Source organism: Rathayibacter oskolensis (genome assembly GCF_900177245.1).
GTDB lineage: Bacteria > Actinomycetota > Actinomycetes > Actinomycetales > Microbacteriaceae > Rathayibacter > Rathayibacter oskolensis.
The window spans coordinates 818,331-831,265 of sequence record NZ_FXBM01000002.1; the positions used below are offsets into that span (position 1 = coordinate 818,331).

Below are 12,935 nucleotides of genomic sequence, written 5' to 3' on the forward strand. Positions count from 1 at the left end.
TCTCGGGAGTCGGTGCGCACGCGGTTCGTAGACAAGAAAAACTAGGAGAAAAATCATGGCAAAGCTCACGCAGGACGAGCTCATCGAGGCCTTCAAGGAGCTCACGCTCATCGAGCTCTCTGAGTTCGTCAAGAAGTTCGAAGAGGTCTTCGAGGTCACCGCCGCCGCGCCCGTCGCGGCTGCCGGGGTCGCCGGTCCGGCCGCCCCCGTCGAAGAGGTCGAGGAGCAGACCGAGTTCGACGTCGTGCTCGAGGCCGCCGGCGAGAAGAAGATCCAGGTCATCAAGGAGGTCCGCGCGCTCACCAGCCTCGGCCTCGGCGAGGCGAAGGCTGTCGTCGACGGCGCCCCCAAGGCTGTCCTCGAGGCCGTCAACAAGGAGACCGCCGAGAAGGCCAAGGCCCAGCTCGAGGCCGCCGGCGCGACCGTCACCGTCAAGTAATCCCCCCGGCTCCGGCCGGTCACCCGTTCGGGTGGAATCGCTCCGCCTCGGCGGAGCGCGCATCGCAGTCCTCCGCCCCGGCGGAGTGCAGGCGGGCGAAGGGCGTCGTCTCCTACGGAGGCGGCGCCCTTCGTCGTCCCGCGGTGCCCGCCGCGGCGGCCGATCAGCGCCCGCGCGGGCTCTAGGATCGGAGCGTGACTGCTCCCGATCCGCTCGCCGGTCTGCCGGCCCGTGACGTCCCGCCGAGCGAGGTGTCGCTGAGCGAGCTCCTGAGCGACTTCGTCTCGGTCACGCACCGGATCACCCGCCTCGCGGCGCAGGCCACCGACAACCAGGAGTCGCAGGCCGTCTGGCGCACGCTCTCGGTGCTGCTCTCGATGGGGCCGATGCGCCTCGGCGAGCTCGCGGTCCAGAGCCGGGTGTCGCAGCCCACGATGACCAAGATCGTGAAGAACCTCGTCGAGGCGGGCTGGCTCGACCGCATCGCCGATCCGATCGACGCCCGTGCCTGGCAGATCCGCCTCGCACCCGCGGGAGCCGACGCCCTCTCGGCCTGGCGCTCCCAGCTCGGCGACGCGCTCACCCCGATCTTCGACGATCTGTCGCCCGAGGATCGCCGCGTCCTCGAGCGCGCCGTGGAGATCATGCACGAGCGCCTCGTGGTGGCTCCCCGCCCCTGACGCCGTCGGAGCGCCGCTCAGTCCTCCGGCCAGCGCACCCGCGCGTCGACCTCGGGGTGCTTGCGGAGCCACGCCGCGATGAACGGGCAGCGCGGGACCACCGTGAGCCCCGCCTCCGTCACGGCGAGCACCGCGGCCCGGGCGAGGATGCTGCCCAGGCCGTGCCCCTCCCAGCCGTCGTCGATCACGGTGTGCGTCAGCACGACGTCGTCGCCGCGTCGCACGTAGGCGGCGAAGCCGGCGGTCCGGTCGCCGACGACGATCTCGAACCGGGACCTCTCGGGGACGTCGCGGACGGTGGGGGATTCGGAGTCGCTCATGCTCCGATTCTGCTGCCCCGCGGCGCCGACGTGCTCGTACGGATGACGAGAGCGGCCGGGATCGTCGTGTGGCGCGCCGGGGGAGGAGCCTCGCCGCGCGCGCTCGCTGCGAGCGCCTCGAGGATGAGCGCCACGGCCAGCTCCCCCTGCTGCCGAGGATCCTGCCGGATCGAGCTCAGCCCGAAGAGCTCGGCGAGGGGGTGGTCGTCGATCCCGATGACGGAGACGTCCTCCGGCACCGAGAGACCCAGCTCGCGGGCCGCCAGGATGATGCCGATGGCGATCTCGTCCGAGGCGGCGAGGATCGCGGTGGGCCGCGTCCGCGGATCCCCGAGGACCTGGCGCCCGGCCCGGTGACCGCCCGGGATGTCGAACCGCGTCGGCACGAAGGCGGCGGGATCCCACTCGCGGCCCGCCGACTCCAGCGCCTCGCGGAAGCCGTCGCGGCGCTTGGTGTGCACGTGGAAGTCCATCTCCTCCTCCGTGAGCCCGCCGATGTGCACGATGCGCTCGTGGCCGAGCGAGAGGAGGTGCTCGGTGGCCAGGCGTGCAGCGGCGACGTCGTCGATGCTGAAGGTCGGGATGCCGGGGAGCGCGCCGCCGATTCCGACGACGGGCTTGCCGAGCGCGAGCAGCGCCTCCGTCTCGTCGGGCGAGATCTCGAGCGTCACGGCGACGATCGCGTCGACGCGCTTGCGCACCAGGTAGTACTCGAAGACGCTGCGTCGCGCGTCGAGGTGCTTGTCGATGTTGTAGAGGAGGAGGTCGTAGCCGGCCGCGAGGAGCGCGTGCTCGATCCCCTCGATGATGCCGCCGAAGAACCATTGGTTGATGACGGGGATGACGACCGCGACGTTGTTGCTGCGCCCGGTCACCAGGCTGGAGGCGTTGGCCGAGACGACATAGCCGAGGGTCGCCGCCGCGAGCTCGACGCGCTGCTTGGTGCCGGCCGAGACGTAGCCGCGACCGCTGAGCGCGCGCGAGACCGTCGCCTTCGAGACTCCTGCGAGTTCGGCGACCTCTTCGATGCCCGCCACGGCGTCCCTCCCGACCGTCCGGCGTCGATGCTGGAAACGGTTCCAGGAATGTATACCCCGTCGTCCCTGAGACGACCACCGCGAGATCGATCTCAAGGTGCGCTCGACCCTTCTGTAGGGCGGGTTGACGCCGAATCGTTATCTCAGAGAGCGCTCTATCGCGGCCGTTGTGCTTTCATCGAACTTGTGGAAAGGTTTCCCTCCGTGGGAGCCCACCCACGTGAAACCGGTGTTCTGCTCGGAGTTCCTCCTGGCGTCGCCATCACGAGCATCCGAGTCGTCGCGGCACCCGCTTCGAGCCGCCACAGCCCCTCCGGTCGCCTGACCGGTCGGGCGCGGCTCTCTCGGTTGATCCACCACTCAATGAGGAGGAAGAATGCGGTCATCCCTGCACCGCCGTATCACCGTCCCGATCGCCGTTCTCGCGGCGGCCGGGATCGCACTGGCTGGTTGCTCCAGCAGTGACCCCAACGACCCGAACGCCGGCGGTGGCGGCGGCGACAGCACCGGCACGTCCGACGGCGTCGTCAACGTCTACGGCACCATCAACGGTGACGAGGCCACCCTTCTCGAGGAGTCCTGGGCGGACTGGGAGGAGGAGTCGGGAATCGACATCAAGTACACGGGCGACAAGGGCTTCGAGCAGCAGATCGGCATCAAGGTCCAGGGCGGCGACGTCCCCGACCTCGCCATCTTCCCCCAGCCCGGACTGCTCGCCGACACGGTGGCCTCGGGCAAGGTGAAGGAGCTGCCCGAGGGCGCCCTCGCCAACGTCCAGCAGAACTGGTCGGAGGACTGGCAGAAGTACGGCCAGGTCGACGGCACCCAGTACGGTGCGCCGCTGATGTCGTCCGTCAAGGGCTACATCTGGTACTCCCCGGCGAAGTTCGCCGAGTGGGGCGTCTCGGTCCCCACCACGTGGGACGAGATGGAGGCGCTCGGCAAGACGATCGCCGAGAAGTCCGGCGGACCCTCGTGGTGTGCGGGCTTCGCCTCGGACGCCGCGTCGGGCTGGCCCGGCACGGACTGGATCGAGGACGCCGTTCTCCGTGAGGCCGGACCCGACGTCTACGACTCCTGGGTCGCCGGCGACACCGCGTTCAGCGACCCCGAGATCAAGGCCGCGTTCGACTCCGTCGGATCGATCCTCCTCGACCCGACCCTCGTCAACGCCGGCTACGGCGACGTCTCGTCGATCAACTCCACCGCCTTCGGCGACGTGGCGCAGAACATGGCCAACGGCACCTGCGCGCTGACCCACCAGGCCTCGTTCTTCGAGGGCTTCCTCACTGCGGCCGGTGCGACCGTGGCCGAGGACGGCGACGTCTGGGCCTTCCTGACCCCGCCGATGAGCGCCGACGACGACCAGGCCGTGACGGGCGGTGGCGAGATGGTCGCCGCCTTCTCGAACGACGAGGACACCGCGAAGGTCCAGGAGTACCTCTCGAGCGCCGACTGGGCCAACAGCCGCGTCTCGCTCGGCGGAGTGATCTCGGCCAACACGGGTCTCGACCCTGAGAACGCCGGAAGCAACATCCTGAAGGACTCGATCGCGATCCTGCAGGACCCGGACACCACGTTCCGCTTCGACGCCTCCGACCTGATGCCCAAGGCCGTCGGTTCGGACAGCTTCTTCAAGGGCATGGTCGACTGGGTCGACGGCTCGAGCACCGATCAGGTCCTCGAGGAGATCCAGGCCGGTTACACCTCCTAGGAGGCACCCGGAGGGCCGCCGCTCCCAGGAGCGGCGGCCCTTCTCCGATGTCCTGGCCCGGCGGGCCCGCAGCGGCGGGCCGGCCGGGTCTAGGCTTCACGTGAGTTCAGAGTCGCACTCGAAAGGGCGTCCATGTCCGCATTCTTCCAGTGGCTCGCGAGCCTCCCCCCGCTCGCGCAGATCCCGCTCATCCTCCTGGCCTTCGCCGCCGTCGTGGCGCTGATCCTCTTCTTCGTCGAGGTGGCTCCCCGCCGAGGCACCCCCTACACGATCCTCCGCCTCGCGGTGTGCGTGATCCTCCCGGTGGTCCTGCTCCTCGCCTTCGGCCTCTACAACTCCGTCATGTGGGTCGCCGTCGTGGCGGCCGTTCTCGGTGGCGTGCTGTTCCTGCTCGACTTCCGATCCCGCAAAGGCGCGGGCTACGGCATCCAGCTGGTCGCGTTCATGGCCCCGGCGGCGTTCTTCATCCTGATCGGTCTCGTCTACCCGACGATCAGCACGGCGTTCAACGCCTTCATGAGGAACGACGGATCCGGCTTCGCCGGCCTCGACAACTTCGTCTGGGTCTTCACGAGCCCCGACGGCATCACCGCCTTCCTCAACACCGTGGTCTGGGTGCTGCTCGCCCCCATCACCGCGACCGCGATCGGGCTCGCCTACGCGGTGTTCATCGACAAGAGCCGCGGCGAGAAGTTCTTCAAGCTGCTCGTGTTCATGCCGATGGCGATCTCGTTCGTCGGCGCGTCGATCATCTTCAAGTTCTTCTACGACGTCCGGCAGGGCGAGCAGATCGGCGTGCTGAACGCGGTCCTCACCGCCTTCGGCGGCACCCCGGTCGACTGGCTGGGTCTCGAGCCCTGGAACACCCTCTTCCTCGTCGTCGTCCTGATCTGGACGCAGGCGGGCTTCGCGATGACGGTCCTCTCGGCCGCCATCAAGGGCGTGCCCTCTGAGCAGCTCGAGGCGGCGTCGCTCGACGGCACCAACGCGTGGCAGTCGTTCTGGAACGTCACGGTCCCCGGCATCCGCTCGTCGATCGTGGTCGTGCTGACCACGATCTCCATCGCCTCCCTCAAGGTCTTCGACATCGTCTCGGCGATGACCGGCGGCCGCTCCGACACCACGGTCCTCGCGTTCGAGATGGTCCGTCAGTTCCAGCTCGGCGCCCGCAGCGGCTACAGCGCGGCCCTCGCGGTCATCCTGTTCCTGCTCGTGCTGCCGATCGTCGTCTACAACGCCCGCCAGCTCGCCAAGCAGAGGGAGATCCGATGACCGCCACGCCCACCCCCATCCAGGTGCCGGTCGACCGCACCACCGAGCGGCGCCTCGCCCGCGGCGAGTCGAAGATCGAGACGGCGAGCGGCAAGGTCAAGAAGGCCACGACCTCCCGTGGCGCGACCATCGCCGCCCTCATCGTCGCGATCGTCTGGACGCTGCCGACCCTCGGCCTGTTCGTCTCCTCCTTCCGGCCGGCGAACGACATCAAGACGACCGGCTGGTGGACGGTCTTCGCGAACCCCGCGCTGACCCTCGACAACTACGCGAACGCTCTGAACTCGGGCGACAGCCTGACGCTCGGCCGGGCGTTCGTGAACTCGCTGGTCATCACCGTCCCCGCCGCGCTCATCCCGATCACGATCGCGAGCCTCGCCGCCTACGCCTTCGCGTGGATCGACTTCAAGGGCCGCAACACGCTCTTCGTCCTCGTGTTCTCGCTGCAGATCGTGCCGATCCAGATGGCGCTCGTCCCGCTGCTCCAGCTGTTCTCGGACGGCCTGCGCATCGGCAACCTCTACATCCTCCCGGGACTGGGAGTGAACGGGTTGGACGGCTCGTACGCGAAGGTCTGGATCGCGCACACGATCTTCGCCCTCCCGCTCGCGATCTTCATGCTCCACAACTTCATCTCGGAGATCCCCGGCGAGGTCATCGAGGCGGCCAGGGTCGACGGAGCAGGCCACGGCCAGATCTTCTTCCGGATCGTCCTGCCGCTCGCGGTGCCGGCGATCGCCTCCTTCGGCATCTTCCAGTTCCTCTGGGTGTGGAACGACCTGCTGGTCGCGACCGTCTTCACCTCCGGAGCGGGGCTGCCGATCACGAAGGCACTGCAGGACCTGTCCGGATCGTACGGTCAGTCGTGGGAGCTGCTCACGGCGGGCGCGTTCATCTCGATCATCGTCCCGCTCATCGTGTTCTTCTCGCTGCAGAGGTTCTTCGTCCGCGGCCTCCTCGCCGGCGCCACCAAGGGCTGACGATCCGCGGTACCGCGATCTGCGGCGTTGTCGTCGGTCGCGATACCGCCGGTATCGCTCCCTCCTCCGCCTTGCAGCTCACGGCACCGCGGATCGTCAGCCGGGTCGGAAGGGCAGTACCGCGCCTTCGGTCACGGGATTCGGCCCGGGTCTCCTGCTCAGTGCAGGGGCCCGGGCCGAAGTCGTGTGCGGGGGTGGAGGGGAGCACGACTTCGCCGTGGGCGGAAGCCCGGGGGCGGTGTCGGTGAGCGGGGTTAGGGTCGAGCGGTGAGCAGGATGGGTGACGTCGCGGCAGGCGGCGGGATGCGCGGTGGCGGCGGGCGCGGCAGGATCTCGAGCAGCGACCCCGACAGTCAGCGGCGCAGCAACGCAGACGCCCCTCGGATCGACGGGCTGTTCCGGCGCATCGCCGAACTGTTCCGTGATCACCGCGCCAAGCTCACCCTCACGGTCGCCCTGGTCCTCGTGGGCGCGGCACTGACCGTCGTGCCGCCGCTGCTGACCCAGCTCGCCTTCGACCGCGGACTCTTCCCACCCGAGGGCGGCCCGGACTTCCCGGTGCTGCTCGAGCTCGTCGGCATCATGGTCCTCATCTGGGTGGTCTCGGCCGTGCTCGGGGTCTGGCAGACCTACCTCACCGCCACGGTCGGCAACACCGTGATGGGCGAGCTGCGCATCCGCCTGTTCCGCCACCTCCAGGCGATGGAGCTCGGCTTCTTCACGCGCACGCGCACCGGCGTGATCCAGTCGCGCCTCGCGAACGACGTCGGAGGCGTCGCCAGCGTCCTCACGAACACCGTCTCGAGCGTGCTCGGCAACACGGTGACCGTGATCGCGGCGGTCGTGGCGATGCTCCTGCTCTCGTGGCAGATGACGATCGTCGCGCTCGTGCTCACCCCCGTCCTGGTCATCGCGCAGCGCAGGGTCGGCCAGGTCCGCGCGCGGATCGCGACGAAGACGCAGGAGTCGCTCTCGGAGATGACCGCGATCACGCAGGAGACCCTGAGCGTCTCCGGCATCCTCCTCGCCAAGAGCTTCGGCCGGCAGGAGTCGGAGGTGACGCGGTACGCCGACGAGAACGGCCGCCAGATCGATCTGCAGGTGCGCCAGCAGATGTCGGGTCAGTGGTTCTTCGCGACGGTGCAGATCTTCCTCTCGGTGATCCCCGTGATCGTCTACCTCGTCGCGGCCTGGCTGATCCTCGGCGGCACCACGGTGACGGCCGGGACGGTCGTCGCGTTCACGACCGTCCAGGCACGCCTGATGTGGCCGCTGCTCGGCCTGATGCGCGTCGCCCTCGACCTGCAGACCGCGGGCGCCCTCTTCGCGCGCATCTTCGAGTACCTCGACCTGCGTCCCGCCATCGCCGACCGGGCCGCCGCGCGCGACGTCGAGGGCGAGCTCGGGCGGGTCGAGCTCGACGACGTCGTCTTCCGCTACCCCGACCAGACCGAGGAGGCGCGGCCGACGCTCGACCACGTCTCCGTCAGCATCGCGCCGGGCGAGTTCGTGGCGTTCGTCGGTCCCTCCGGAGCGGGCAAGACGACGATCTCCTACCTCGTCCCGCGGTTCTACGACGTGACGGGAGGCTCCGTGCGCTTCGCCGGGACCGACGTGCGCGAGCTGCGGCAGGAGTCGCTCGTGTCGCACATCGGCATCGTCAGCCAGGAGACCTACCTCTTCCACGCCTCCATCGCCGACAACCTCCGCTACGCCCGGCCGGAGGCGACGCAGGACGAGCTCGAGGCCGCGGCCCGCTCGGCGAACATCCACGACACCATCGCCTCGTTCCCCGAGGGCTACGACACCCTCGTCGGCGAGCGGGGCTACCGCCTCTCGGGCGGCGAGAAGCAGCGGCTGGCGATCGCCAGGGTGCTGCTGAAGGACCCGGCGGTGCTCATCCTCGACGAGGCGACGAGCGCCCTCGACACGGTCTCGGAGCGGATCGTCCAGACCGCCCTCGACGACGCCTCCCGAGGGCGCACCACGATCGCGATCGCGCACCGCCTCTCGACGGTGGTCTCGGCCGACGTCATCCACGTGGTCGACGGCGGCCGCATCGTCGAGTCCGGCACGCACGTCGAGCTCCTGCAGCGCGGCGGGCTGTACGCGTCGCTGTACGCACAGCAGGTCGAGTCGGCCATCAGCGCCTGAGGGCCACCCCGAGGGCCCGCGCCTGCGAGCTCGCGGGTCAGGCCGGACGGTCCTCGAGCATCTGCTCCATCAGGGAGATCTCGGCCTCCTGTGCCTTCACGACCGAGGTGGCGAAGTCGGTCGCCACGCGATCGCGGCTGCGGGCGAGCAGCGCCTCCGCCATGTCGATCGCACCGCGGTGGTGCGCGATCATCAGCTCGAGGAACATGCGGTCGAGGTCGCGCCCCGAGGCGGCGGTCAGCGCCGTGATCTGCTCCGAGGTCGCGAGTCCGGGCATGCTCGCCGGAACGACCCCGTCCTCGGTCCCCATGCCCATCTGCGAGTGCTCGTCGGCAGCGCCGGCCAGGGTCGGGCGCCCCATCCAGGTCATCGACGGCTCGGGGGCCGCCTGAGGGAGACCCCACGCGGTCAGCCAGCCGAAGAGCTGACCCGACTGCTGCTGCTGCGTGAGCAGGATGTCCTTCGACACCGTCAGGATCTCGTCGTCGGTGCTGCGCTCGTGGGCGATGAGCGCGAGCTCCGCTCCCTGCAGGTGGTGGGTCTGCATGTCGCGCGCGAAGCCCGCCTCCGCGCTGGTCGTCGACGGCGTCGCCGCCTCGGCGAACGGAGCGAGGGCGCCGACCACGTAGCCGCCGGCTCCGCCCAGGAGGACGGCGATCACGGCGACGGCGGCGAGGAGGAGGCGGCCCTTACTGCTTGCCGGGGGCATCGATGCCTCCGGTGCACGGTGCGCCGGGCTCGGGAGCGGTGGAGGCCTGCCAGAAGCGCTCGATGAAGGCGTCGATCCGCGGGTCGTCGGGCGAGTCGATGGCGACCTGGGCGTCCCAGGCGCTGAGGACGATCGGCGACTCGAGACCCTCGTAGGGCGAGACGACCGCGTAGGTGTCGGGCATGGCCTCGATCAGGGCGTCGACCTCGCTCTGGGGGAGCTCGGGGTCGTAGGTGGCCCAGACGGCGCCGTGCTCGAGGTCGTGGACGGCGTTCTCGTTCGGGACCGGCTGGTCGTAGACGCCGCAGTTCATCCAGACCGAGTTGTGCGGGCCGCCCGCGGGCGGGGTCTGCGGGTAGTCGACGGTCTCGGCGACGTGCGTCGCGTCGTTCTCGAAGGTCTGCAGGCCGTCGATCTGACGCGCCTCGACGATCTGCTGGTTGCCGATGACGGTGACGGCGACGATGCCGGCGACCGCGAGGACCGCGAGCGCGGAGAGCGACCAGATCCAGATGCGGCTGCTCCGCTTGCGCTTCGCCTGCTCGCGCTTGTAGGCCTCGAGCTTCTCTTGGCGGGCTCGGTTCTTCGCGGACATCGTGTCTCTGGGCACGGCGGCGTCTCTCGTTCTGATCGCGGGATGGCGCGCCGGGTCGGGCGCAGGCGCCTGAGAGGCGCTCTCAGAGGATAACGAGACAGGCTCCGGATCGGATCAATGCCTGCCGGGTCGCGGCGGGGAGCTCGAAACGGCAGCGCCGCACGGCGGGTCAGCCGGTGAAGGTGAGCCAGAGCAGCAGGCCGTTGAGCACGATCAGGAAGACGGCCGCGAGGGCGGCGCCGAGGGTGGTGAACCAGCGGTTGGTCTGGTCGCCCATCAGGCGGCGGTCGCGGGTGAGGACGACCAGCGGCACCAGGGCGAAGGGGATGCCGAAGGACAGCACGACCTGGCTGAGCACCAGGGCCCGGGTCGGGTCGAACCCGATCGCGAGCACGAGCAGCGCGGGGATCAGCGTGACCAGACGGCGCGCGACCAGGGGTACGCGCACATGCAGGAGCCCGTGCATGATCTCGGCCCCCGCGTAGGCGCCGACGGACGTCGAGGCGAGTCCGGAGGCGAGCAGACCGATCGCGAAGAGCGTTGCGACGACCGGCCCGAGCGCGACGCCGATCGCGGCATGGGCGCCCTCGAGGCTGTCGGTGCCCGCGACTCCCGCGAGCGAGTGGGCGGCGAGGAGGAGGATCGCGAGGTTCACGGTGCCGGCGATCGCGAGCGCGACGGTGACGTCGATCCGCGTGGCCACGAGGATCCTCCGACGGGCGCCGACACCGTCGATGCGGCCGAACCGGTCTCTGGCGAGTGCGGAGTGCGCGTAGATCGCGTGCGGCATGACGGTCGCGCCGAGGATCGACGCGGCGAGGAGCACCGACTCCGAGCCCTCGAAACGGGGGACGAGTCCGGCGGCCGCCGCACCGGCATCGGGAGGATCGACGACGACTCCGACGGTGAAGCCGACCGCGATGAAGACCATGAGCGCCGTGATGACCCGCTCGAACGGCTGCGCGCCTCCGCGGGTCTGCACGAGGAGCAGCACCAGCGAGACCGCGCCGGTCACCAGGCCGCCGGCGAGCAGCGGCAGACCGAAGAGGAGGTTCAGGGCGATCGCGCCGCCGATCACCTCGGCGAGGTCGGTCGCCATCGCGACCGTCTCGGCCTGCAGCCAGTAGGCGCGGCGGCCCCAGCGACCCCGGAGGCGCTCGCCGAGCAGCTCGGGCAGGCTGCGGCCGGTCATCAGGCCGAGCTTGGCCGAGAGGTACTGGATCAGCCACGCCATCAGGTTGCCGAGCACGACGACCCAGACGAGCAGATAGCCGAATCGAGCGCCCGCCGTCATATTGCTCGCGACATTGCCCGGATCGAGGTAGGCGACCCCGGCGACCATGGCCGGACCGAGCAGCCTCAGGAGGTGCGCATCGGCCGGACGCCGCGACGGCGCGGCGATCGGAGAGGTCATTCGGGGTCCGTTCCGGAGGCGGCGGAGGCGCTCGCGGAACCGACCCTAGGGCACGGAGGGCACCAGCGACACCACCGCGCGACCTCGTCCCGACGTGGTTCGAGGGGCGGTCCGGGCTCCCGTCATACGCTCCGAACCGGTTGGTACCCTGGCCCTATGACCCTCGATCGAGCCCTGCCAGCACGCCCGGAGACCGGGATGGCCTACGCCGAGTCGGTGCTCGACCTGATCGGCGACACCCCCCTGGTGAAGCTCGGACCGACCGCCTCCGGAGTGCAGGCGACCGTCCTGGTGAAGGTGGAGTACCTCAACCCCGGCGGATCCTCGAAGGACCGCATCGCGACGCGCATCATCGACGCGGCGGAGCGCGAGGGCCTCCTGAAGCCCGGCGGCACGATCGTCGAGCCGACCAGCGGCAACACCGGCATCGGCCTGGCCCTGGTCGCCCAGCAGCGCGGCTACCGCTGCGTGTTCGTCCTGCCCGACAAGGTCGGCGAGGACAAGCGCAACGTGCTCACGGCCTACGGGGCCGAGATCGTCGTCACGCCGACGGCCGTCGCTCCCGAGGACCCGGACTCCTACTACTCCGTCTCGGACCGCCTCGCCCGCGAGATCCCCGGCGCCTTCAAGCCCAACCAGTACGCCAACCTCAACGGACCGCTCAGCCACTACGAGACCACCGGGCCCGAGATCTGGCGGGACACCGCCGGGCGCCTCACCCACTTCGTCGCGGGAGTCGGCACGGGCGGCACCATCAGCGGAGTCGGGCGCTACCTCAAGGAGGTGTCGGACGGCCGCGTGCAGATCATCGGCGCCGACCCCGAGGGCTCGGTCTACTCGGGCGGCGGTGGCCGGCCCTACCTGACCGAGGGCGTGGGCGAGGACTTCTGGCCGAGCGCCTACGACCCGAGCGTCGTCGACCGGATCATCGCCTCCAGCGACGCCGAGTCGTTCGCGATGACCCGCCGCCTCGCGCGCGAGGAGGGCCTGCTGGTCGGCGGATCGAGCGGCCTCGCCGTCTCGGTCGCGCTGAAGGCGGCCGCCGAGCTCGGCCCCGACGACGTGGTCGTCGTGCTGCTGCCCGACGGCGGACGCGGCTACCTCGGCAAGATCTTCAACGACCGGTGGATGCGCTCGTACGGATTCCTCGACATGCCGGAGTCGGGGACCGTCCGCGACGTGCTCCGTGCCCGCGCCGCGAACCCGCAGACCGGCGAGATGCCCGCTCTCGTCCACGCGCACCCGAGCGACACCGTGCGCGACGCCATCGAGATCATGACGAAGTACGGGGTTTCGCAGCTTCCGGTCCTGACCGCCGAGCCGCCCGTGGTGATGGGCGAGGTCGTCGGAGCGGTCGACGAGCGCGAGCTGCTCGACCGCGTCTTCAGCGGCGCGGCCTCGATGACCGATCCGCTGGGCCCCTCCTCCGGCGACTCCCTCCCGCTCATCGGTCTGGGCGAGAGCATCTCGTCGGCCCGGGCTGCGCTCGCGGACGTCGGCGCCCTGCTCGTCACCGACGAGGGCAAGCCGGTCGCCGTGATCACGCGGCAGGATCTGCTGTCGTTCGCGACCGGGTGACCGGCGCGCCTCCTCCGCGAACCGCTCTGCGACCGGCCCGCCC

At 70.0% G+C, this 12,935-nt stretch carries 12 protein-coding genes; 7 read left to right on the forward strand and 5 right to left on the reverse strand.

The features are described 5' to 3' along the window. Positions 1–55 precede the first annotated feature (55 nt). Positions 56–439, forward strand: coding sequence for a 50S ribosomal protein L7/L12 (rplL, locus tag B9Y99_RS12930; RefSeq protein ID WP_085476974.1), 384 nt, complete (start codon positions 56–58; stop codon positions 437–439). Between the two features lie 194 nt (positions 440–633). Continuing rightward, the gene (locus B9Y99_RS12935) at positions 634–1,119 is read left to right on the forward strand and encodes a MarR family winged helix-turn-helix transcriptional regulator (protein ID WP_244274901.1); all 486 of its coding nucleotides are present in this window, start codon (positions 634–636) and stop codon (positions 1,117–1,119) included. A gap of 17 nt (positions 1,120–1,136) precedes the next feature. Here the strand turns inward: B9Y99_RS12935 and B9Y99_RS12940 are convergent, their stop codons facing one another. Together B9Y99_RS12940 and B9Y99_RS12945 are read right to left on the reverse strand one after the other, a co-directional pair. Then, positions 1,137–1,439, reverse strand: a complete 303-nt coding sequence (locus tag B9Y99_RS12940) for a GNAT family N-acetyltransferase (RefSeq protein ID WP_085476975.1) — start codon at positions 1,437–1,439, stop codon at positions 1,137–1,139. Further along, positions 1,436–2,476: a LacI family DNA-binding transcriptional regulator gene (locus tag B9Y99_RS12945; protein ID WP_085476976.1), complete on the reverse strand. Its 1,041-nt coding sequence runs from the start codon at positions 2,474–2,476 to the stop codon at positions 1,436–1,438. Before B9Y99_RS12945 ends, B9Y99_RS12940 begins: the two co-directional genes overlap by 4 nt. 376 nt (positions 2,477–2,852) lie before the next feature. Between B9Y99_RS12945 and B9Y99_RS12950 the strand changes: the two genes are divergently transcribed. From B9Y99_RS12950 to B9Y99_RS12965, 4 genes are all read left to right on the forward strand, one after another. Next, the gene (locus B9Y99_RS12950; RefSeq protein ID WP_085476977.1) at positions 2,853–4,190 is read left to right on the forward strand and encodes an ABC transporter substrate-binding protein; all 1,338 of its coding nucleotides are present in this window, start codon (positions 2,853–2,855) and stop codon (positions 4,188–4,190) included. Positions 4,191–4,322: 132 nt separating this feature from the next. Further along, positions 4,323–5,462 carry a carbohydrate ABC transporter permease gene (locus B9Y99_RS12955; protein WP_085476978.1) on the forward strand — a complete coding sequence of 380 codons (1,140 nt, stop codon included), beginning with the start codon at positions 4,323–4,325 and terminating at the stop codon, positions 5,460–5,462. After that, positions 5,459–6,442 (forward strand): carbohydrate ABC transporter permease, encoded by a 984-nt coding sequence (locus tag B9Y99_RS12960; protein ID WP_085476979.1) that lies wholly within the window; start codon positions 5,459–5,461, stop codon positions 6,440–6,442. The genes B9Y99_RS12955 and B9Y99_RS12960 overlap by 4 nt, the downstream gene beginning before the upstream one ends. Before the next feature lie 276 nt (positions 6,443–6,718). Then, positions 6,719–8,596 carry an ABC transporter ATP-binding protein gene (locus tag B9Y99_RS12965; protein WP_085476980.1) on the forward strand — a complete coding sequence of 626 codons (1,878 nt, stop codon included), beginning with the start codon at positions 6,719–6,721 and terminating at the stop codon, positions 8,594–8,596. 37 nt (positions 8,597–8,633) lie between these two features. On the opposite strand, the gene B9Y99_RS12970 is transcribed toward B9Y99_RS12965, so the two are convergent. From B9Y99_RS12970 to B9Y99_RS12980, 3 genes are all read right to left on the reverse strand, one after another. Next, positions 8,634–9,305 carry a DUF305 domain-containing protein gene (locus B9Y99_RS12970; protein ID WP_085476981.1) on the reverse strand — a complete coding sequence of 224 codons (672 nt, stop codon included), beginning with the start codon at positions 9,303–9,305 and terminating at the stop codon, positions 8,634–8,636. Then, the gene (locus B9Y99_RS12975) at positions 9,286–9,915 is read right to left on the reverse strand and encodes a thioredoxin-like domain-containing protein (RefSeq protein ID WP_244274902.1); all 630 of its coding nucleotides are present in this window, start codon (positions 9,913–9,915) and stop codon (positions 9,286–9,288) included. Before B9Y99_RS12975 ends, B9Y99_RS12970 begins: the two co-directional genes overlap by 20 nt. A gap of 154 nt (positions 9,916–10,069) precedes the next feature. Next, on the reverse strand, positions 10,070–11,314 hold the full coding sequence (locus B9Y99_RS12980; protein WP_085476983.1) for an Nramp family divalent metal transporter: 1,245 nt from the start codon (positions 11,312–11,314) through the stop codon (positions 10,070–10,072). Positions 11,315–11,512: 198 nt separating this feature from the next. Here B9Y99_RS12980 and B9Y99_RS12985 point away from each other — a divergent pair, with 198 nt between their 5' ends. Beyond that, a complete protein-coding gene (locus tag B9Y99_RS12985) occupies positions 11,513–12,892 on the forward strand; it encodes a cystathionine beta-synthase (protein WP_085476984.1) in 1,380 nt (459 codons plus the stop codon). Positions 12,893–12,935 lie beyond the last annotated feature (43 nt).

What these genes read in the sequence shown, in the direction of transcription:
- B9Y99_RS12970 (WP_085476981.1), bottom strand. Translation starts at nt 9,305, where the DNA reads ATGCCCCCGGCAAGCAGTAAGGGCCGCCTCCTCCTCGCCGCCGTCGCC.
- B9Y99_RS12940 (WP_085476975.1), bottom strand. Translation starts at nt 1,439, where the DNA reads ATGAGCGACTCCGAATCCCCCACCGTCCGCGACGTCCCCGAGAGGTCC.
- B9Y99_RS12950 (WP_085476977.1), top strand. Translation starts at nt 2,853, where the DNA reads ATGCGGTCATCCCTGCACCGCCGTATCACCGTCCCGATCGCCGTTCTC.
- B9Y99_RS12985 (WP_085476984.1), top strand. Translation starts at nt 11,513, where the DNA reads ATGGCCTACGCCGAGTCGGTGCTCGACCTGATCGGCGACACCCCCCTG.
- rplL (WP_085476974.1), top strand. Translation starts at nt 56, where the DNA reads ATGGCAAAGCTCACGCAGGACGAGCTCATCGAGGCCTTCAAGGAGCTC.
- B9Y99_RS12960 (WP_085476979.1), top strand. Translation starts at nt 5,459, where the DNA reads ATGACCGCCACGCCCACCCCCATCCAGGTGCCGGTCGACCGCACCACC.
- B9Y99_RS12955 (WP_085476978.1), top strand. Translation starts at nt 4,323, where the DNA reads ATGTCCGCATTCTTCCAGTGGCTCGCGAGCCTCCCCCCGCTCGCGCAG.
- B9Y99_RS12980 (WP_085476983.1), bottom strand. Translation starts at nt 11,314, where the DNA reads ATGACCTCTCCGATCGCCGCGCCGTCGCGGCGTCCGGCCGATGCGCAC.
- B9Y99_RS12965 (WP_085476980.1), top strand. Translation starts at nt 6,719, where the DNA reads ATGGGTGACGTCGCGGCAGGCGGCGGGATGCGCGGTGGCGGCGGGCGC.